Origin of the sequence: Acutalibacter muris, assembly GCF_002201475.1 — a bacterium.
Taxonomy (GTDB): domain Bacteria; phylum Bacillota; class Clostridia; order Oscillospirales; family Acutalibacteraceae; genus Acutalibacter; species Acutalibacter muris.
In genome coordinates, this window is sequence record NZ_CP021422.1 from 3659329 (window position 1) to 3677994 (window position 18666).

Sequence of the window (18666 nt, forward strand, 5' to 3'; positions counted from 1 at the left end):
TATGGGACATATAATCCTGCGCCTTGACCGCCTGATGCTTGAGAAAAAGATATCCCTGAACGACCTGGCCGCTCAGGTGGGCATAACCTATGTGAACCTCTCAAAGCTCAAGAACAACCATGTAAACGCCCTCCGCTTCTCTACCCTTGCCGCTATCTGTAAGGCCCTTCAGTGCCAGCCGGGGGATATCCTGGAGTACGCGGAGGAGGAAGGGGAGGAATAAAGAAAGAGTAAAGAGAAACACCGTGCGGGGCTTTCGCACGGTGTCCTTTGTTTGGCTAAATTTAGATGGCTATCCACCAGCACACGCCGTACCTGTCGATGACCGTGGCGCAGCAGCTGCTCCAGGGCAGAGAGCCCAGCGGGTCCACCACCACCCCGCCCTCGCTGAGCACGTCAAAGGCCCTTTTGACGGCCTCCTCGCTGCCCAGCTCAAAGGCGTTGAAGGTCATGGTCTGAAGCTTCTCCCTATGGAGGTACTCCACGTCATAGTCGGTCCTGGCCTCGGACAGCGCCAATATCGGCTCGCCGTCTACCGACAGCTCGCAGTGCTCGTACTGGTCCCCCGCCGGGGTCTTCATCTCCAGCGTGGGCTCCGCGCCGAAGGCTTTGCAATAGACTTTGGCTGCCTCCAGGCTGTTGTGTACATAGACTTGAGTGCAGTTCTTCATTTTCTTGCTCCTTTTTTCTGTTTTCTATCCGATCAGCATCCTGCCCTCGGGTAAGATACTGGGTGCGGTTTTCATCTTCATCATTATGGACAGACCAAAGGATACCGGGCCGACCCTGCCGATGAACATCGTAAGGCACAGTATAATGCGCGACAGCGGCTCCAGTTTCCCGGTCACCCCCGCACTTAACCCCGCCGTACCAAAGGCAGAAGCCGCCTCGTACAAGAGGTCAATAAACCGTATCTGCGGATTCAAAAGCGTAAAGGCACAGGCGTCCGCGAACACCACGCCCAGCCCCAGGAGCACTACGGTCATAGCCTTATACACCACCCCCGGCGCAAACCGATGCCGCAGCACCACCGACTCCTCCCTGCCCCGCAGCGTGGAGCCCACCGTTACCAGCAGCACCACCAGGGTGGTGGTCTTTATCCCCCCCGCCGTGGAGCCCGGGCAGCCACCGATAAACATCAGCGCCACAGAGAGCACTTTCGTAAAGCTCCCCTGGGCCCTGATATCTACCGAGGCGAACCCGGCCGTCCTGGTGTTCACCGACTGGAACAGGGCCGTATTCAGCTTGGCGGGAAAACTCAGCCCCTCCATAGTCCGGCCCCACTCCATCAGGAGAAAGCCCAGGGTGCCCGCCGCCAAAAGGGCGCAGGTGGCCCGCAGGCATACCTGAGAGTGGAAGTTGAGCCTTTTGCGCCCCTGATGCTTCAGGGGGAGCAGCAGCTTGCACTGGTATATGTCCCGCACCACCACAAAACCCAGCCCTCCAATAACTATCAGCGCGTCAATGGTCAGACACACCAGCGGGTCACCGGTAAAGGCCGTCAGGCTGGAGTTGCCCGGCACGAAGCCCAAAATGTCAAAGCCCGCGTTGCAGTAGGCCGACACCGCCACAAATACCGAGGGCCACACCCCCGCCGCGCCGTACTCCGGCACGAAGCGCAGCATTAAAAGCCCCGCGCCCAGAAGCTCACAGGCGAAGGTGAACCCCAGCATAAGCTTTAAAAGGGAGACCGCGTCGGGCATATCGCTGCCGGAGGCCTCCCCGGTCAGTATTACCTCCCGAAGTCCCAGCCGCCTGTGTACAAGCAGTGAAAACCCTGTGGCGAAGGTGGACAGGCCCAGGCCCCCCAGCTGTATAAGCAGGAGCACCACCGCCTGCCCGAAGGGGGACCAGTGGCCGGTGGTGTCCACCACCGAGAGCCCCGTAACGCAGGTGGCCGAGGTGGCGGTGAACAGCGCATCCAGTGGGTGGGTAAAGCTGCCCGCCGCCGAGGATACCGGCAGCGTCAGCAGAAAAGTCCCGGCAAGGATAAGCAATACAAAGCTTACCACGATCACCCTCACCGGGGCCGCGGCCTTTTTTACCTTCCCAAAGTTCCGTTTTGTCCTGCTGAAATACTGCAAGCGCCTCACCCACTCCCTTAATTATTAAGCAGTTATCTTTTATCAGGCCATGGCCATGAGCTTATCAAGCCCGGTCTTCTGAAGGGCTATCATCAGCGGCACCCCCAGCGCATAGCAGACCACCAGTTCTCCTATTCCCACAGAGAACGCCCCGGCAAGAAAGCCCCCCAGAGAGGCATTGCCCCAGCTGAATACCCCCGCGTCCGAAAAGCAGCAGAGCTCAAGCCCAACTATCACGGCGTTCGCGATAACCGGCGGCAGCGGCGCCAGCCAGGGCACCCCTTTGAACCTCACCCTGGACAGCGCCAGGGTCCCCACCGCCGCCACAAAGGAGGCAAGGGTCCCGAATACCCAGTCTACAGCCCCGAAGGGGCTAGTAAGGTTCGCTATAAAGCACCCCAGCGCCAGCCCCGGCACCGCGGCAGGGGTAAACGCCGGCAGCACGGTAAGCGCCTCGGAGAAGCGAAACTGCACCGGCCCGTAGGCAAGATTAACAGCGGCGGCAAGATAAGTGAGTCCGGCATACATTGCCGCGATCACAGCGCTTACCGCCATAAAGCGCACCTTTTTAGAGTTTGACATAAAGATCCCTCCTAGTATTTTTTAAGGTCAGGATTTTGCGACTGACCGCGGCCAAAGCCCGGCCGCAAGCATAAGAATACGACTTTTTGGCCAAAAAAGCAAGCCCCGCAGCGAAATTTCCCCTTGCGCTTTTATAAAAAGGAGGGTATAATAATAAAGTCGTGCGGGTATGGCGGAATTGGCAGACGCGCCAGATTTAGGTTCTGGTGGGAAACTGTGCAGGTTCGAGTCCTGTTACCCGCACCATCCTAAGAAAACCAAAAAGATATTTGGGCAAAAAACCGCGTAACCACGCGGTTTTTTGCATCTCAAAAGCCTGGATTTGAAAAGTGCGAAAACGTGGATGGCAAAACGGCGTTTTGGCTTTGCGGCAGGAAGTGAACCCTCACAACAACAGAATAAAGAGAAAAGAGAGGGCCAGCAGGAGAAAAACTGCTGGCCCTCTTGCTACAAAAATACATAGCCGGTCGCTGGAGAATTTCTCCGAGAACAAGCGACCGGCTTTTTTTATTTCAGGAAGGAGCTGAATCTATGATAACCCTAAAAAAGTGGCACGGCCCCATGCGGACCACGCTGGCCCTCCCCCTGCGCGAAGCAGAAATTCAAAAGACGCTTGTCAAGGCGTTCCGCACTGCGCCCTTCAAGGTCACCGCCGACGATGTGTCTCCAGAGGCCCTGGCCATGCTGAATGGGAAAGAAATTGATCTGGACGAACTGAACTTTCTTGCCAAAAACCTCGACCGGTTTACCCCGTATGAGCAAGACCAGTTTTGGGCGGCTGTACAGGTGGAGCAGCCGTCAGACCTCAAAGCGCTTATTAACCTCGCCTTTAATATGGAAAGGTACACGCTGGTGCAAAATGTCACTGACCTGGCTGCTGTGGGCAGGAAATACTTGCTCAATAAGATGGGGGCTCTGCCCGCTTCCGAAATTGATAAACTCGACTTCGAACAGGCAGGCCGTGACCTGCTGACCAGCGGAAATGGGACTCCCACCACCTACGGTCTGCTTTTTGCAAGCAAAGATGTGCCGTACCGTGAAGTCTATCACAGTACCACGTTCCCCTACTGCGAACCCCGCCGGGACATTATTGCCGTCGCGCAGATGGAGTACGGCCCCAAAACCGAGTACCTGTACCTGCCGGAAGATGAACTCGCTGTCATCAAAGCGGCCAGGCGGATGGGTGCGCCCTCCCCGGATATGTGCAAGGTGGCGTTCACGGATTTCATGCTGGACAATTCCATGTGGATACAGCACTTGGAAACCATGCTGCGGGATCATGGCCTCGGGGTGGCAAACGAACTGGCTGACGCATTTCCGAAAACCACGGAAGGTATGGAGAAGCTGGCTGCGGTTGTGGAATACGCCGATGTTTCCGGCAGCGGGGACATTATGCGTGTGGCCCGGCATCTGGAGGATTTTGTGTTCATCAAAGACGCGGAAACAGACGAAGATGTAGGCCATCACTTTGTCAGTTTTGACAGCGAGTATCGCGTTTCGCCGGAGTTGGCAGACTATATCGACTTTGACGCCCTGGGCAATCAGATCAGTGAGGATCGAGAGGGGCAGTTTGTGGAAGGAGGCTTCGTCTGCATGGACAGCGGCTGTTCGCTGGAAATGATTTTGGACGATGACCTGGACCTTGCAATGAGGGGGATTTAGCATGATAAAAGTTAAAATCGCCAACAAAAACGGGGCAGAACTTGAGCGGGAACTGCCCACCGACATTCATCAGCTCTACCATGATATGCGGGAGGCTGGCATCAGCAGGCCGCCCAAAAACATCCTGCTCCATGACGATAAGGACGTGGAAGTCACCCTGTCCTCCGACAGCAAGATCGGCAACCGCCTGCTACGGGTGTTCGGCAAGAACGACACCCTGGCTGACGCCAACACCGTGGCCTTTGCCGTCAGTTCCGCCAGAGAAGAAATTCTCACAGACCTGGAGCAGAACATCGTCCACAATCAGTACCTCATCAAAGAAATGCTGTTCGATGATATCAAAGCCATGACCCAGGCCGCCGGGCCGGTCAAGCTGACGTTCTACTGCCCCCTGGTGGGCCAACTGGATGATGGCGAGTGCGACGAGTATATCGAGGTTGGCAGCGGTTTTCTGACCGCGTACCAAGACCAAATCGAGCTGGGCATTGCCGATGAGCAGGTCCCCGAAATGGGCGATATGGCTCAGTATTTGGGCGATAATCCTGGAGTGGCAGATAAGCTCATGCCGGCTGTTTGGACGGTGGAGGAAATAGACGGCAGGCTCCTGGGCCGGATCGACTGCCACCTCAAGGAGCTGCTCACGCCGGACGAGATGGCGGATTTGCGGGAGGAAATCCTCGGGCAGTGTTCGGATGGGCTTGGAGAAGGTTTCGAGCAACGGCCCATCGAAACCGATGAGGGCGACTTGTATGTTTCGTATTGGAACAGCAGTGATGATTATTTTCTCTGCACCGAGGATGAGTTAGATGAACATTTGGAACCCCATCAAGGGATGGGCGGAATCTGAAGGAGGTATCACAATGAACGAATGGGATAAACTGCACCGGCAGGCAGAACGGTACAAGGCCGAGTATCCGTCCGGCACCAGAATTATGCTGCTGAGCATGGGCGAGGATATGCACCGTGTCGAGGATAACACACGCGGCACTGTGCTCACCGTCGATGACATCGGCACCCTGCACTGCAAGTTCGACAATGGCCGGTCGCTGGGCCTCATCCCCAACGAGGACTCCTTCCGCAAGCTGACCGAGGAAGAACTGGCAGAGGAACAGGAGCCGGATATAGATGAGGATGAAGATTTCGGCATGAAGATGTAGGAGGTGTTTCAATTTTGGATAGGTCGGATGGCGCATGGCTATCCGATTTTTTGATATGTTCGCGGGGATCGGCGGGTTCCGCTCTGGCCTTGAGGCCGTGGGCGGGTTTGAATGCGTCGGCCACTGTGAGATAGACAAATATGCAAATCAGGCATATAACGCTATGTATGATACGGAAGGAGAAGTGTTTTTTGCAGACGCCAGAACCATTGACCCGGCAGCGTTGCCGGATATCGACCTTATTTGCGGCGGCTTTCCTTGTCAGAGGTTTTCAATCGCTGGAAAACGGAGAGGATTTGCAGATGACGCCCGAGGGACTTTGTTCTTTGAAATCGCCCGTCTTGCCTCCGCTAAAAGACCTGCATTTCTGCTGCTTGAAAATGTTCCCGGATTGCAAAGTTGCGTGGCAACTTTTTCGCATCGACGGCTGCCGGACGTTTGCGACGATCCTCAGTACGCTGGATGAACTGGGGTACGATGTCGCGTGGCAGGTGCTTAACAGCAAGGATTTTGGAGTCCCCCAATCCCGCAAGAGAGTGTATATTGTCGGATATCTTAGAGGCAGATGTTCCGGCGAAATACTTTCTTTCACAGACGCAAATGGAGCGGCTCTTGAGCAAGTCTTACCAGGGCCGGAAGGGTGCCGGGTCTACTCCCCAGCCGGAGTGTCCATCACCCTGACAAGCACTGCTGGAGGTTTTGGCGGCAGGAGCGGTCTCTACGATGTCACCCTGCCTATCAAAGTCATGACCAAAGCTGGATACCAGCTTGCCCACCCTGGCGACAGCATCGATCTGGCCTATGCCACCATGAACACCCGGCGCGGCAGGGTTGGAGATAAAATCGCGCACACGGTCACCCCTGGAAATAATCAGGGGTATTTTTTTATTGACCTGAACGAAAGCCCGGAACTGACCGAAAACGCCAGGTGTCTGCTGGCCAACCAGGATGCTGGTATTGGCAAGTTCAAGGGTGGGAAATCGGGCGTGTTTGTCGAGGGGCAAGCACCCTTTTCCATTCCTGTGCAAGACGCAGACGGCAAACTGCATTATGGCAAAGTCCGCAAGCTCATGCCTATCGAATGCTGGCGGTTGCAGGGCTTTAGTGATGAACAGTTCCACAAAGCAGCCGCAACAGGGCTGTCTGACGCACAGCTTTATAAGATGGCTGGGAATGCCGTCACCGTGCCTGTTATCTCCGCATTGGGCGAGAAAATCAAGGAAATATTTTGGAGGTCATCATGCCAAACCATATAACAAATATCATTGAGATTAAGGGCGATCCTGCCAGGGTCAAAGCTCTGTTTGAGGCTGTCAAAAGCGATGAATATGGCCTCGGCTCCATTGATTTCAACAAACTGGTGCCTATGCCGCCGGAGTTGGATATTGAGGAAGGGAGCCGCACAGACCGCGGTCTGAAAGCATACAAGGACTTCATCGAAGTCTACACCTTTAACGGCAAGAAGGAAAACTTCGACTTGCTGAATATCCCCGAAAAGTCAGAGCAGGCATTTCTCCGGGTGCGGCCTGATATCGACCGTACCGCCTGGGATTTGGGCAGGCAGGCGTTTCAAAACAAGCAAAAGTATGGCATCACCAGTTGGTACGACTGGCGCATCAAAAACTGGGGTACGAAGTGGAACGCTTACGGCTACGAGGACGGCGTCCAGTTTGACGGCAAATCTCTGTGTTTCCTGACGGCCTGGTCTCCGCCAACACCGATCGTGGCGAAGTTGGCTCAGTTGTATCCCGACCTGGATTTTACCCATCAGTGGGCCGACGAGGATATCGGGTACAACTGCGGCGAGGTGGAATATCACAACGGCGCGCCAGATGGTGAATTCTTTCCCGTTGGGCAGGAGGCTGTCGACTATGCCAACAGCCTGTGGGAAAACGATGGGCTGGAGGAAGATGAGGAAATGGACGAGGAAGAAAGTATGGGAGGGCTGAAGTTATGAGTATCAAGCATATCACGACCAACGACCTGTGCCACATGAGAAACACCGAGGGGTTGGTTCTCCAGGGCTGCGGCGGTGACCTGCGGGAGTGGGTGGACGGCATCAACGAAATGCTGACCGAGGAAGGTATCCTGCGGGACGGCAGTAAGTTCAGTGACTGTTTGGCTTTTGAGCATGACGGGCTGACCTGCCTCCTGTTCCCCTTCGAGGGGGTCAACGTGGATATGGGCCGGTTGGCAATCTGGCGGCTGAAAACACATGACTCCTTCGGCGGCACCTGGCTGTCTGACTACGTGCCGAATCGTCTGGGCGGCTTTGAAAGCTCACCATTAGAAGAACCCGTAGAAACCGAGGACATGGATGGCGGGCTGTCCATGAAATAAGAATATCACAAATTTAGGCCGGTATCAATCGTTCAGAAAGCGATTGGTACCGGCCTTTTTTCGTTTTCTGGACGATTTCCGGCATGGAAAAGAGATGATGATGTATCAAATCGCCGGTATCTTGGGTGGGCAACAAAGCGCCCATCCTCCCCATTATCTACAGCCTGTTTCCCTTGGAATATGGCCGGTTTGTGGAGGTGTTCGGCGGCTCTGGGAGCGTGCTGCTGGGCAAGCCTCCTGACTCTTTTGAGGTGTACAACGACTTCGACCGCAATCTCACAAACCTGTTCCACTGCATGAAAGAACGGACGATGGCGACTATCCGGGAGTTGGGGTTTTCCAACCTCAATTCCCGCGCGGATTTCCAGGCTATCAAGAAGTTTTTTCAACATGAACAATTCGATGACAGATTCCTGGAAGAAGAAATGGAAATGACGGAAATCTTGTTCCCACCGCCAGCGGCAGAGGAATTGCAGGCCATCCGGCAGCGCATCACCAAGGATTACGACGTGCGCCAGGCGGCTATGTACCTGAAGTTACTGCGATATAGCTACTCCAGCGGAAAGAAATCTTTCGCCTCCCAGCCCTTCGACTTGCGGCGGCTGTTTGGCCTTATTCAGCAACTGGAGAGCAGATTGGCCAATGTGGTAATCGAAAATCAGGACTTTGAAACGCTCATCCACCACTATGATAGGCCTGACACCTTCTTCTATCTCGACCCGCCGTACTTCTCCACAGAGGATATGTACGCTGTGGAGTTTGCCTGGGCAGATCATGTTCGGCTGCGGGACACGGCGGCGAATATGCAGGGCCGGTTTCTGCTGTCCTACAACGATTGTGCAGAGATTCGAGAGTTGTACGACGGATTCCCCATTTTTGATTTCACCAGAGTCCACTCCATGGCTCAGCGGTATGAGGCCGGGAAGGAATTCAAGGAACTGCTCATCGGCAACTACGACCTGTTCGAGAGAGAAAAATCCAAGCCCGCTCAAATGAAATTTGAAATATAGGATGTGATTATTTTGAAGAATGAACAATTTATTCTGGTGTCCGTGCCCCTGGAGATGTTCCTGGAGGCAGGCATCAGCACGGAGAGCATCATTCAGGTGAGTGCTCGAGAGGGGAAAATCATCCTCGATACCCCGGACAGCACCGAGGATTATGTCTGCGACCGGGATTGCGATAACTGCCCGCTTAATGCTGTCCCCTGCGAGTTTGATTGCAAGGGCTGCCCCTGCGAGGCCAACTGCGATGGAAGGGGGGTGGACGAATGAAAAAGCTGCTGCGCATTTTGGGCAAGCGAGGGCGTATCACCATCCCCTTTGAAATCCGGCAGCGGGTGGGGTTTGTCTACAACGACGTGCTATCTTTCACCGAGAGTGAAGATGGGCGGTCGGTGGTTATCCGCAGGGAGAAGCTCTGCGATGACTGCCGGGGCAAGACCGTGAGCGCTATGGCGGATGACAGGACTATGTTGCTGGAACTGCTGGATTCGCTCCCCACGGAACTCAAGAAAGCAGCTTTTGTGCAGCTTTCGGAAAGTCTCGGCAGGCTGCCCAAGAGGGAAATTCGAACTGGACCGCCGCGCATCCGGGAAGCGGAAACGCCCATGTGATTGGAGGTGTTCGCGTATAAAATCAATCCGCGCTCCGCCCAGATCGTGGGGCATTTCTGGCTGAATCTTTGTTGCATATTTATTCGGATTTGGTCTGGACTTTTCGGAAGTTTATGGTATGCTTGTGGTCAAGAAAAACTCCAAGAAAGGATGAAATCCATGAAGAAAATCTTGACCGCTATTATAGCCGCCGCCCTGCTGGTCAGCAGCGCCGGGTGCCAGGTACAACAGCCCCAGGCACCACATTCAGAGCCGGAACCCGCGCCCCAGGCGCTCATCTTGAATGTAGCCTCGCCCAACGATACCAGTGAGGAACGCATTTACACGAGCGCTGTCATAGAGCAGATCACAGCTGGCCTCAAGGTTAAACTGGATACGGCAGATAAGAAGAAAGTGGAGCCAAAAGCCTCCCCTGCCGCCCAGCGGAAAGAGGTGCAGGAGTCGGAAAAACAGCCAGAAAATCCTGCCATAGAGTCAAAAGCAGCGACAGCAACTCCCACTCCCGAACCGCCTGCCACCGAGCCTGACGCCTACCTGAAAGTCACCGTAAGGGCAACTCCCACCCCGCCGCCAGCGGCTACTACTGCGCCGACTCCTACACCGGAGCCGCCAGTCCCCACTCCCGCACCTGCCGGGCCTACCCCTGCCCCGGCAGAACCCACACCGGAGCCGGTCATAGAGGAACCCACCTTCGACATCGGCTACTGGATCGGATACGCCCAAAGCTGCGCGCAAGGGTTGGGCCTGCGGCTGGAAAGCAGCGCGGTGGACTGCTGGGATAACCCCATCGGGGCCGGGCCGCACAGTACCTGCCTGGAGAGGGACATCAGCAGCCGATTGAATAGATATGCAAACGACCCGGATATCACCGATGTGTGGGTGTGGTACGAATCCACCGGGAACAACACCTACAACATCTATATCGGGTACGCATGATAACAAAAACTTAACACTAACACCAAGCGCACTGTGAAACCACGGTGCGCTTTTTTTGATGCCCAAAAGGGCAGAAAAGGAGAGAATATGACGTCTACTGTTAAACGGAAAAGCATGGCGCTGGTCATGGCACTGCTTCTGTGCTTTTCCATGTTCGTCAGCTTCGGAACTACGGCCCAGGCCGCTGGAGAGCGCTCGGAAATCTATATGGTGAGCTTCCCCCGTGACGCGGAAAGCAACCGCGACCATTGGGACCGGGACAACCTCCAGTTCATGAACGGTTGGTATATGGAGGCTTATGATATGTTCGCCACCTTTGCCGTTGGCTCCCATGAGGGCAAGGTGGCGTATTGTATTGAGCCGGGTACACCCATCGACAACGCCCACACGTTTACCGCCAAGGACGAAACATTTTGGGACAACTATCCGTCCTCGCTCAACAAGACTATCGACGCGGACACTATCAAATCCCTGATTGGGCGCATCCTGCAGTACGGCTACACCGGCAATATTGATCCCACCTGGGTATCTCAGAACAGCGCCGCAGCTGACAAGCTGGCACACGTTTATGCAACCCAGCTTCTGATTTGGGAAACTATCGTTGGCGAGAGGGATGAGCAGTTTGCTCACGTCAGCACCGGCGGGAAAAATCCTGTGCTTGATTTCATCAAGCCTGGGCATCCTCTGCGCTCCCGGATCATGGACAAGTATAATTCCATGGTCACCAGCGTCCAGAATCACAGCAAAGTGCCGTCCTTCATGGCGAAAAGCCGGGGCAAGGCTCCCACTATTGAGTTGGAATGGGATGGCAACCAGTACACTGCCAAGCTCACCGATGACAACAAAGTGCTGGGGAACTACAATTTTACCTCTGACTACACTGCAATGAAGTTCACCACCAGCGGCAACGTACTGACCATCACCAGTCCCACAGCTCCTACTGGTGATGTAACCGTCAGTGCCAGCAAAAAGGACTCTAAGCGCATGGGCCTGGTTGTGTGGGATGACGGCTCCTTCGGCCCCGGCGTTGGGCAGCAGAACACGGTCACCTACACCCAATCCGTTACCGACCCTATTGCCGCCTATCTCAAGCTGAACGTGTCCTACGGCTCCGCAAAGATCGTCAAGACCTCTGAGGACGGCAAAGTGGAGGGTATCACCTTCCGCATCACCGGCAGCAGCATCGACCAGACCGTCACCACCAACAGCCGTGGCGAGGTGCAGATCGACAACCTGCAGCCGGGAGAATACACCGTCACGGAGCAGGTGGATGGCGACTATGTCCCCCAGGAGCCGCAGAAGGTAACTGTGCAGGCCGGACAGACGGCGACCGTCAGCTTCAATAACAGCTTGCAGAAAGGCTCCCTGACCGTTACCAAGAATAGCGAGGACGGCTTGAATTCTGGTGTTCGTTTCCACTTATATGGGACTTCCAGTATGGGCGAAACTGTGGATCTGTACGCCACTACCAACATCTCTGGTGTAGCGCAGTTCACCGATGTGCCTATTGGCAGCGGGTACACCCTGGAGGAAGTGGATACGGCTGTCCGCTATGTTGTACCCGCCACTCAGACTGCCAATATTGAGTGGGAGAAGGTTACCAATGCCACCTTCCGCAATGTCCTCAAGAAGTTTAATATCACTCTTAACAAGGTGGACGGCGAAACAGGCACTCAGCAGGGCGACACCACTTTGGCAGGCGCTGTGTACGGCGTGTATAAGGACGGCGAGTTGGTGGACACCTACACCACAGATTCTGACGGACATTTTACCACCAGCTACTATGTGTGTGATTCCGGTTGGACGGTTCAGGAAATCACTCCCAGCGAGGGATATCCGCTGGACGAAACCTCCTACCCCGCGGGCGCTGATCCCAAACAGTATGAGGTGGAATTCAACTCGGCCCCGGCTCTCACCAGCCCTGAAACCGTGCAGAAGAGCAAAATCACGCTCATCAAGCATTGTGACGATGGATCCACGCAGATCGAGACCCCGGAGGTGGGCGCGGAGTTTGCCGTATTCCTGAAGTCCTCTGGCAGCTATGACAGCGCCAAGGAGTCCGAGAGGGACTACCTGGTTTGTGACGAAAACGGCTATGCGGAAACCAAGCTGCTCCCCTATGGTGTGTACACCGTCCGTCAGACTAAGGGCTGGGACGGGCGCGAGCTCATGAAGGATTTTGACGTGTTCATCAATAAGGACGGCGGCGTATACCGGTATCTTATCAACAACGCGCCGTTCACCAGCTACGTCAAGGTCATTAAGACCGATTCCGAGACCGGAAAGGCTATCCCCTATGCCGGGGCCGGGTTCCAGATTTACGACCCCAATGGGCAGCTCGTCACCATGCGGTTCACCTATCCGGCGGTGACGGAAATCGACACCTTCTATACCACCACAGATGGCACCCTCATTACCCCAGAGGTTCTGCCCTACGGCACAGGCTACTCCCTGGTGGAAGTGCAGGCTCCTTACGGCTATGTGCTGAACTCTGAGCCTGTTTATTTTGACATTACCCCTGCTGGCTCCACAGAGGTAAGTGATGTCACCGTGGTAGAAGTAGAGCGGCCCAATATGCCGCAAAAGGGCGCCATCAGCATTACCAAGCAGGGCGAGGTATTCTCCTCCGTGACAGCTCTGGGCGGCGCGGCCACCGATGAGGACGGCAATGAAGTTGAACTCCCTGTCAGCTATCAGCCTGTCTATGAGGAAAAGCAGTTGGCTGGCGCGGTCTACGAGGTAACCGCTGCCGAGGATATCGTCACCCCGGACAGCACCCTGCGCTATTCCGCAGGCGAGGTAGTTGCCACCCTTACGACCGCCCAGGACGGCCCTGTTGCCACTGAACCCCTCTACCTGGGGAAGTACCTGGTGCGGGAGATCAAGGCCCCGTTTGGCACGGTTCTGGACACGGAAACGCATACTGTGGAGTTGACCTATGCTGGGCAGGAGGTAGAGATCACCGAGACTGGCGCCACCCTGCACGACGACCGGCAGAAGATAAAAATCAACCTGGAGAAGGTGTTAGAGCAGGACGAGCGGTTCCAGATTGGGATGAACGGCGAAATTGCCACCGTGCAGTTTGGCCTGTACGCCAGCGAGGATATCACCGCTGTAGATGGCTCCGTTATTCCTGCCGATGGGCTGATTGAGACCATTAACTGTGCGGAAGATGGTTCCATAGTGTTTGCCACCGACCTCCCTCTGGGCAGCTATTACGTCAAGGAGATCAGCACCGACAAGCATTATACCCTGCCCGATACTGTGTACCCCATTGTGTTCGAGTATGCCGGGCCAGATGTTGCGCTGGTGAAGGTTGCCCTGAACGACGGCGAACCTATCACCAACGAACTCATCTACAGCAGCATCAAGGGCCTGAAAATTGACCGGGAGAATCAGGAAACCATCGCCGGTGCGCTGTTTGGATTGTTCCGCCCGGATGCACTGCAATTCACTTCCGAGACCGCCATACTGACATCTACCTCAGATGAGAAAGGCGTGTTCAGCTTTGAGGATGTTCCTCTGGGAAATTGGATCGTCCGGGAACTGCAGCCTGCCGAAGGGTATCTTCCCAATACCGACATCCACCATGTCCAGGTAGAGCGCGACGAGCAGATTGTTGAAATCAACGTGGTAAATGACCGTATCCCGGAGCTGGGAACTACCGCCAACATCGGCGGCGAGAAGGAGGTAAACGCCACCGAAATCTTTACCCTGGAAGATGTAGTGGAGTACACCCATCTGGTACCGGGCAAGGAGTACACCGTCAAGGGTGTGCTTATGGACAAGGCCACCGGCGAAGCGCTGAAAATCAATGGTGCAGAGGCGCGTTCTGAAACCGCCTTCACCCCTGAGAACCCCAGCGGTACGGTCACGGTTGTGTTTGAATTTGATTCCAAGTATATCAAGGCCGACACCGATATTGTGGTGTTCGAGAGTCTGTATCAGGAGGGCCGGGAGCTGGCAATCCATGCTGACCTGGAAGATGAAAGCCAGACCGTGACCGTTCATGTGCCGGAGATCGGCACCCAGGCAACTATCGGAGAGGAAAAAGAGGTTACCATCGACGGGCCGATTACTATCGACGATGTGGTGGCGTTTAAGAATCTGACTCCTGGCAAGGAGTACAAGCTGGTGGGTGTCCTCATGGACAAGGCCACCGGTAATCCGTTCAAGGTTGGCGATAAAGAAATCCGTGCCGAGGCCACTTTTACCACTGAAAAGGCCGATGGCGAAACTGTAGTAAAGTTCACCTTCGACGGCAGCGGCATCACCCAGGCCACGGAAATCGTGGTGTTCGAAACGCTCTATCAGGGCGAGGTGAAGATTGCTGCTCATGAGGATATCAACGATGAAGGCCAGACTGTGAAGGTCGTGCCGGTCACTCCCGGCAAGCCCACCACGCCTAACCCCGGCAACCCGCAGACCGGCGACCGCTCCATTATGGGTTTCTGGATCGGTCTGGGCGCCATCGCGCTGGGCGGGTTGGCGGCTGGCATCATCATGTACAACAGAAAGAAAAAAGAGGATGGTGAGCGATGAAGAAGGTGTATATCTGCGCGCCCCTTTCGGGGGACGTGCAGGACAATCTAGAAAAAGCAAAACGCTATAGCGAATACGCACTGAGGTGCGGGGCGGCTCCGGTCACCCCGCATTTTTATGCGCTGTGTTTGGATGACAGCATCCCGGAGGAACGTGAGATGGGTATGGCTGCCGGGCTTAGTCTTCTGTGGTTTTGCGATGAGGTTTGGATGTTCGGTGACCAGACTACGGACGGCATGAGGGCAGAAATCAAGCTGGCACACAATCTCAATATCAAAGTTAGGATTATCAAGGAACACGAAATCAAAAAAGTGATAGGAGATGTTTCAGCATGAGAAAAAGATGGAAAAAGTTTTTGCTTTGCACTGTGTTCGCAGTGCTGCTGGTGCCGGTTCTGGCGGCTCCCGCCATGGCGACCGGCGATGTGGCAGGCGCTATCCAGAGCACCTGGACAACAGCGCAGGGGCAGATCCGCACAGTTGTCGACAATGTGGTGTTCCCTGTAATAGACATGATTTTGGCGATTTTATTCTTCGTCAAACTGGGGACCGCTTATTTCGACTACAAGAAGCATGGACAGTTTGAGTTCACGGCTCCGGCGATCCTGTTCGCCTGCCTTATCTTCATGATGACAGCCCCACTCTATATCTGGACGATTCTGTAAAATTATACACGGAGTGGGAGGGGCAATGCGCCCCTCCTGCTTACATTTTATAGGTGGTGATTTCTATTTTTGATTGGTTAGGGGACATTCTCGGCGGCATCGGAAGTGCTGTCGGCGGGGTGTTTGATACGATTGGAGAGCAGGTCTCGGCGGCCATCTGGGACGCCATGATACGATGGTTTTACAACACGATTTTTGACGCGGCCAGCGATTTCTTCACCATGATGGGCAACATGGGCGCGGATATCTTCGACCTGAACTGGGTCAGCGCGACCATATCCCTGTTTACCATGTTCGGCTGGTCGCTGTTCATTGCTGGGACGGTGGTTGCTGTGTTCGACGTAGCCATAGAATACCAGACTGGCAGGGCCAGCGTCAAGACTACGGCAATAAACGTCCTCAAGGGCTTCCGTGGCTTGGAATGTGGCTCCGGCCCTTCCCTATAGCCAAGGAGCAGGTGGCCCACTGGCGTCATATCCTCCGGGACGCCCCATTTCTGCCGCAGTTCCCGGCCATATTCTGTGTCAAAGGTTTTTTCGGCCCGACCAATGTAGCAGGCCCCTACTCCCAGGAAATGCGCCGCCAGCCACATATTCTCTGCCATGAAAGCCACGTCCTCGTGGGCATAGTAGCCGCTGCGCACGAAAAGCGCCAGCACAGTAGGCGCGCTGTAAAAAGCGTCCTTGATGGTCAAATCGTCCCGGATACTGGGTTGTTCCGCTGACACGGGCCGAATCTTTTTGGGATCGGCGGTATGCACCATGTCCATGGAGCGGTTCAGCTGGCCCAGCCGCAGGTTAACTTCCTTATCCTGGCAGACCACAATGCGGGAATACTGGTTATTCCCCGCGCTGGGGGCGTAGAGCCCGGCCTGTAGTATCTGCTCAAGTACGCTTTCTTCGATCTGCCTGTCCTGGAATTTGCGAATAGCGTGGCGGGTGATGATTTTTTCTACCATTTCGTTCATAATAACAGCCTCCTTAAACCATTAAAGTCGTTCTACTGCCCCTGCCGGGCAGCTCTCAAAGCAAGCCCCACAGTGCAGACAGTGGGTGGGGTCAATGCGGTAAAGCGTTCCCGGCTCTATACAACACTGTGGACAATGCTCCAAACAGTTTCCGCAGCCGATACAGCTCTCTGTAATCCTATATCCCTTTTTGACATGGGACTTCACATCTCCAAAGGTGTAACTTCCACGCAAAATAGGGTTCACGCCCAGATTGAAATACTCAAACGTACCCCCGGTGATTTGAAACACGATCCCAATTTTCCGGGTGTCGCCAGGGTAGACGTTAGCAAGATAGGGCTGCTCGGCGAAAATAGTGCTGATCCACTTTTCCTGCTCGTCCTCCGGCGCGGGGAGGACTTTTGCAGAAAGCCGTATCATCTCCTTGAACTTGGTGTAGCCCAAAATCTGCACACGACCGTCCGAGAGCAGTTCCCGGCAGAAATCCTTGCCCCGGGCGGTGAAAAAGTACATACTGTCTGATCCGTAGTGGATCGCGCTGATATTGCGTATCTGGGGCGCACCCTCCTGATCGACCGTAGCAAAGGCCAATACGCCTACATATTTCAGCTTTTCCAGGCAAGTTTGTGCGTCCATTTTCAGTTTCCCTCCTTGATCTCTTTCCAGCATTGTGGGTCGGCGGCGTAGAAATTGCCATCCCGGCCGCTGGCAACGGCAGGACATCCCTGGCACCATGCCAGCAATTCACACTTGGAGCATTTTTCAAACTTGGTGTACTCCCGATAGCGCTCCATCTGACAGGCCCATACGTCCGCAAGCCTGTCCTCAAACACGTTCGCCACCTTGCTGTTCTGCACCCGGCGGCAAGCGTATATATCGCCGTTTGGCAGGAGGGTCAGATGGCAGTTCCCGCAGTTGCAGCCGCCATAGATCATGCCGGGCTTAGCGCAATCGGGGATTTGAAAGTCGCCGGTTTCATATTCATAGAGCGTCCATAGGTGGTCTTTTTTGTTGAAACAGGTCTTGCACCCAGCGGCTTTATACTCCTTGAATTTCCTGTCACAGTCGGCCAAAAGCTGCCGGTAACGTATGGGCTCGATACCCACATCTTTTTCCCTGCTGGTGGGGCAGTAGCGGGAAAAGGCGAACACATCAGCCCCATTCTCCACCACCGTGTCGATCAGCGCGGGTATCTCGTCGATGTTCGTGCCGGAGACGGTAGTCATAATGACTGCTCTGACTCCGGCTCTTTTGATGGTCTGTATCTTTTCCAGGGTGATGTCAAAGCTGCCCGGCTTGCGGAACCAGTCGTGGGTTTCCCGCAGGCCGTCCAGGGAGAGCTGGTACTTTTCACAGCCGAGAGCCTTGAGCCTCATACACACTTCGTCGGTCAGATGGAAGGGGTTGCCCAGGATAGTAAAGGGTATCTCCTGGGATTTCATCAGCTCCAGCAGCCGCCAGAAATCCGGGTGCAGGATGGGGTCGCCGCCGGTGATGTAAAAATAGGGCGAGCGTCCGTGTACCTGGCAGAAGTCCAGGCAGTTGGCAAAGACCTCCTCCATCTGCTCCCAGCTCATGGCATCGATGGGCTTGCAGGCGTCCTCAGAAAAAATGTAGCAGTGCTGGCAGCGCTGGTCGCACTCGTCGGTGATGTGCCACTGAAAGGCAAAATATGGTTTCATGGCCGCTCATCCTTTCTTGAATTTATGAAAACCGTTTAACGGGTAGTGTTCAGGCGTTCCCGGTTTTACCCAGGAACGGTTCTGGGAATTACTTGTCTCCGGCGCCGCAAGCGGAACCACAGGCAGCGGGCTTTTCTTCCTTCTTTTCCTCATCCCCAGCGCCACAGGCGCTGCCGCAAGCAGAGGATTTTTCCTCTTTCTTCTCGTCGGTAGTTCCACAGGAACTACTTGCGCCACAGGCAGAGCCGCAGGCCGAAGCCTCCTTTTCCTCGTTCCATTCAGCCAGATTTGCCAGTGCCATTTTTTGTACCTCCGGTGTTTTATTCAGGGCAATCTCCCGCCCCGTGATTTCCATTATACGGATTTTTAAGCTCCCCACAAGTACGCACTTTTTTGTGGGATAGTTACCTTTTTGTAACCCACTTGACAGACCGC

22 protein-coding genes, 1 tRNA gene and 1 pseudogene are annotated in these 18666 nt (G+C 54.9%); 17 read left to right on the top strand and 7 right to left on the bottom strand.

All coding sequences use genetic code 11. The features are described from left to right. Position 1 precedes the first annotated feature (1 nt). Positions 2 to 223 carry a helix-turn-helix domain-containing protein gene (locus ADH66_RS18775; protein ID WP_066537642.1) on the top strand — a complete coding sequence of 74 codons (222 nt, stop codon included), beginning with the start codon at positions 2 to 4 and terminating at the stop codon, positions 221 to 223. A gap of 61 nt (positions 224 to 284) precedes the next feature. Here the strand turns inward: ADH66_RS18775 and ADH66_RS18780 are convergent, their stop codons facing one another. The 3 genes from ADH66_RS18780 to ADH66_RS18790 are packed head-to-tail and all read right to left on the bottom strand — an operon-like array spanning position 285 to position 2666. After that, positions 285 to 671: a VOC family protein gene (locus tag ADH66_RS18780; RefSeq protein ID WP_066537641.1), complete on the bottom strand. Its 387-nt coding sequence runs from the start codon at positions 669 to 671 to the stop codon at positions 285 to 287. 24 nt (positions 672 to 695) lie between these two features. Further along, positions 696 to 2093, bottom strand: a complete 1398-nt coding sequence (locus ADH66_RS18785; RefSeq protein WP_084384357.1) for a TrkH family potassium uptake protein — start codon at positions 2091 to 2093, stop codon at positions 696 to 698. A 33-nt stretch (positions 2094 to 2126) separates the two neighbouring features. Next, positions 2127 to 2666 carry a QueT transporter family protein gene (locus tag ADH66_RS18790; protein WP_066537639.1) on the bottom strand — a complete coding sequence of 180 codons (540 nt, stop codon included), beginning with the start codon at positions 2664 to 2666 and terminating at the stop codon, positions 2127 to 2129. A 163-nt stretch (positions 2667 to 2829) separates the two neighbouring features. Between ADH66_RS18790 and ADH66_RS18795 the strand changes: the two genes are divergently transcribed. From ADH66_RS18795 to ADH66_RS21915, 16 genes are all read left to right on the top strand, one after another. Continuing rightward, positions 2830 to 2912 (top strand) — tRNA-Leu (locus ADH66_RS18795). Between the two features lie 285 nt (positions 2913 to 3197). Next, entirely contained in the window at positions 3198 to 4328 is a 1131-nt protein-coding gene (locus ADH66_RS18800) for a hypothetical protein (RefSeq protein ID WP_066537637.1), read from the top strand. 1 nt (position 4329) lies between these two features. Further along, on the top strand, positions 4330 to 5175 hold the full coding sequence (locus tag ADH66_RS18805; protein WP_084384265.1) for a hypothetical protein: 846 nt from the start codon (positions 4330 to 4332) through the stop codon (positions 5173 to 5175). A gap of 13 nt (positions 5176 to 5188) precedes the next feature. Next, complete coding sequence (locus ADH66_RS18810) at positions 5189 to 5485, top strand: DUF4314 domain-containing protein (protein ID WP_066535755.1); 297 nt, start codon at positions 5189 to 5191, stop codon at positions 5483 to 5485. A 55-nt stretch (positions 5486 to 5540) separates the two neighbouring features. Then, positions 5541 to 5951 (top strand): DNA cytosine methyltransferase, encoded by a 411-nt coding sequence (locus tag ADH66_RS21910; RefSeq protein WP_407922917.1) that lies wholly within the window; start codon positions 5541 to 5543, stop codon positions 5949 to 5951. Beyond that, the gene (gene dcm, locus ADH66_RS18815; protein ID WP_407922903.1) at positions 5866 to 6741 is read left to right on the top strand and encodes a DNA (cytosine-5-)-methyltransferase; all 876 of its coding nucleotides are present in this window, start codon (positions 5866 to 5868) and stop codon (positions 6739 to 6741) included. Before ADH66_RS21910 ends, dcm begins: the two co-directional genes overlap by 86 nt. Then, positions 6726 to 7442, top strand: a complete 717-nt coding sequence (locus ADH66_RS18820) for a DUF1281 family ferredoxin-like fold protein (protein ID WP_066535752.1) — start codon at positions 6726 to 6728, stop codon at positions 7440 to 7442. The genes dcm and ADH66_RS18820 overlap by 16 nt, the downstream gene beginning before the upstream one ends. Then, positions 7439 to 7825, top strand: coding sequence for a hypothetical protein (locus ADH66_RS18825; protein ID WP_066535748.1), 387 nt, complete (start codon positions 7439 to 7441; stop codon positions 7823 to 7825). The genes ADH66_RS18820 and ADH66_RS18825 overlap by 4 nt, the downstream gene beginning before the upstream one ends. A 125-nt stretch (positions 7826 to 7950) precedes the next feature. Further along, positions 7951 to 8835, top strand: a complete 885-nt coding sequence (locus ADH66_RS18830; RefSeq protein ID WP_236757142.1) for a DNA adenine methylase — start codon at positions 7951 to 7953, stop codon at positions 8833 to 8835. A 12-nt stretch (positions 8836 to 8847) separates the two neighbouring features. After that, positions 8848 to 9099 carry a hypothetical protein gene (locus tag ADH66_RS18835; RefSeq protein ID WP_066535741.1) on the top strand — a complete coding sequence of 84 codons (252 nt, stop codon included), beginning with the start codon at positions 8848 to 8850 and terminating at the stop codon, positions 9097 to 9099. Then, positions 9096 to 9440 carry an AbrB/MazE/SpoVT family DNA-binding domain-containing protein gene (locus tag ADH66_RS18840; RefSeq protein ID WP_066535738.1) on the top strand — a complete coding sequence of 115 codons (345 nt, stop codon included), beginning with the start codon at positions 9096 to 9098 and terminating at the stop codon, positions 9438 to 9440. Before ADH66_RS18835 ends, ADH66_RS18840 begins: the two co-directional genes overlap by 4 nt. 159 nt (positions 9441 to 9599) lie before the next feature. After that, positions 9600 to 10376 (top strand): hypothetical protein, encoded by a 777-nt coding sequence (locus ADH66_RS20555; protein WP_066535736.1) that lies wholly within the window; start codon positions 9600 to 9602, stop codon positions 10374 to 10376. 114 nt (positions 10377 to 10490) lie between these two features. Further along, the gene (locus ADH66_RS18850) at positions 10491 to 14918 is read left to right on the top strand and encodes a SpaA isopeptide-forming pilin-related protein (RefSeq protein ID WP_066537635.1); all 4428 of its coding nucleotides are present in this window, start codon (positions 10491 to 10493) and stop codon (positions 14916 to 14918) included. Continuing rightward, the gene (locus ADH66_RS18855) at positions 14915 to 15253 is read left to right on the top strand and encodes a DUF7768 domain-containing protein (protein ID WP_066535733.1); all 339 of its coding nucleotides are present in this window, start codon (positions 14915 to 14917) and stop codon (positions 15251 to 15253) included. The genes ADH66_RS18850 and ADH66_RS18855 overlap by 4 nt, the downstream gene beginning before the upstream one ends. Beyond that, on the top strand, positions 15250 to 15582 hold the full coding sequence (locus ADH66_RS18860) for a DUF3852 domain-containing protein (RefSeq protein ID WP_066535730.1): 333 nt from the start codon (positions 15250 to 15252) through the stop codon (positions 15580 to 15582). The genes ADH66_RS18855 and ADH66_RS18860 overlap by 4 nt, the downstream gene beginning before the upstream one ends. Positions 15583 to 15749: 167 nt before the next feature. Then, a complete protein-coding gene (locus ADH66_RS21915) occupies positions 15750 to 16028 on the top strand; it encodes a conjugal transfer protein TrbL family protein (protein ID WP_407922938.1) in 279 nt (92 codons plus the stop codon). Between the two features lie 8 nt (positions 16029 to 16036). On the opposite strand, the pseudogene ADH66_RS18865 reads toward ADH66_RS21915, so the two are convergent. From ADH66_RS18865 to acgA, 4 genes and pseudogenes are all read right to left on the bottom strand, one after another. Beyond that, positions 16037 to 16549: pseudogene (locus tag ADH66_RS18865) on the bottom strand (nitroreductase family protein); the annotation flags it as partial. Positions 16550 to 16570: 21 nt separating this feature from the next. Beyond that, positions 16571 to 17185, bottom strand: coding sequence for a 4Fe-4S binding protein (locus ADH66_RS18870; RefSeq protein WP_066537631.1), 615 nt, complete (start codon positions 17183 to 17185; stop codon positions 16571 to 16573). 2 nt (positions 17186 to 17187) lie between these two features. Beyond that, the gene (acgM, locus tag ADH66_RS18875; protein ID WP_066537628.1) at positions 17188 to 18231 is read right to left on the bottom strand and encodes a radical SAM/SPASM domain protein, ACGX system; all 1044 of its coding nucleotides are present in this window, start codon (positions 18229 to 18231) and stop codon (positions 17188 to 17190) included. Positions 18232 to 18319: 88 nt separating this feature from the next. After that, complete coding sequence (acgA, locus tag ADH66_RS18880; RefSeq protein ID WP_066541803.1) at positions 18320 to 18532, bottom strand: ACGX-repeat peptide; 213 nt, start codon at positions 18530 to 18532, stop codon at positions 18320 to 18322. Positions 18533 to 18666: the final 134 nt, after the last annotated feature.

What these genes read in the sequence shown, in the direction of transcription:
- ADH66_RS18870 (WP_066537631.1), bottom strand. Translation starts at nt 17,185, where the DNA reads ATGGACGCACAAACTTGCCTGGAAAAGCTGAAATATGTAGGCGTATTG.
- ADH66_RS18825 (WP_066535748.1), top strand. Translation starts at nt 7,439, where the DNA reads ATGAGTATCAAGCATATCACGACCAACGACCTGTGCCACATGAGAAAC.
- acgA (WP_066541803.1), bottom strand. Translation starts at nt 18,532, where the DNA reads ATGGCACTGGCAAATCTGGCTGAATGGAACGAGGAAAAGGAGGCTTCG.
- ADH66_RS18860 (WP_066535730.1), top strand. Translation starts at nt 15,250, where the DNA reads ATGAGAAAAAGATGGAAAAAGTTTTTGCTTTGCACTGTGTTCGCAGTG.
- ADH66_RS20555 (WP_066535736.1), top strand. Translation starts at nt 9,600, where the DNA reads ATGAAGAAAATCTTGACCGCTATTATAGCCGCCGCCCTGCTGGTCAGC.
- ADH66_RS18850 (WP_066537635.1), top strand. Translation starts at nt 10,491, where the DNA reads ATGGCGCTGGTCATGGCACTGCTTCTGTGCTTTTCCATGTTCGTCAGC.
- ADH66_RS18800 (WP_066537637.1), top strand. Translation starts at nt 3,198, where the DNA reads ATGATAACCCTAAAAAAGTGGCACGGCCCCATGCGGACCACGCTGGCC.
- ADH66_RS18775 (WP_066537642.1), top strand. Translation starts at nt 2, where the DNA reads ATGGGACATATAATCCTGCGCCTTGACCGCCTGATGCTTGAGAAAAAG.
- ADH66_RS21915 (WP_407922938.1), top strand. Translation starts at nt 15,750, where the DNA reads ATGATACGATGGTTTTACAACACGATTTTTGACGCGGCCAGCGATTTC.
- ADH66_RS18810 (WP_066535755.1), top strand. Translation starts at nt 5,189, where the DNA reads ATGAACGAATGGGATAAACTGCACCGGCAGGCAGAACGGTACAAGGCC.
- ADH66_RS21910 (WP_407922917.1), top strand. Translation starts at nt 5,541, where the DNA reads ATGTTCGCGGGGATCGGCGGGTTCCGCTCTGGCCTTGAGGCCGTGGGC.
- ADH66_RS18790 (WP_066537639.1), bottom strand. Translation starts at nt 2,666, where the DNA reads ATGTCAAACTCTAAAAAGGTGCGCTTTATGGCGGTAAGCGCTGTGATC.
- ADH66_RS18820 (WP_066535752.1), top strand. Translation starts at nt 6,726, where the DNA reads ATGCCAAACCATATAACAAATATCATTGAGATTAAGGGCGATCCTGCC.
- ADH66_RS18840 (WP_066535738.1), top strand. Translation starts at nt 9,096, where the DNA reads ATGAAAAAGCTGCTGCGCATTTTGGGCAAGCGAGGGCGTATCACCATC.
- ADH66_RS18855 (WP_066535733.1), top strand. Translation starts at nt 14,915, where the DNA reads ATGAAGAAGGTGTATATCTGCGCGCCCCTTTCGGGGGACGTGCAGGAC.
- ADH66_RS18780 (WP_066537641.1), bottom strand. Translation starts at nt 671, where the DNA reads ATGAAGAACTGCACTCAAGTCTATGTACACAACAGCCTGGAGGCAGCC.
- ADH66_RS18805 (WP_084384265.1), top strand. Translation starts at nt 4,330, where the DNA reads ATGATAAAAGTTAAAATCGCCAACAAAAACGGGGCAGAACTTGAGCGG.
- acgM (WP_066537628.1), bottom strand. Translation starts at nt 18,231, where the DNA reads ATGAAACCATATTTTGCCTTTCAGTGGCACATCACCGACGAGTGCGAC.
- dcm (WP_407922903.1), top strand. Translation starts at nt 5,866, where the DNA reads ATGTTCCCGGATTGCAAAGTTGCGTGGCAACTTTTTCGCATCGACGGC.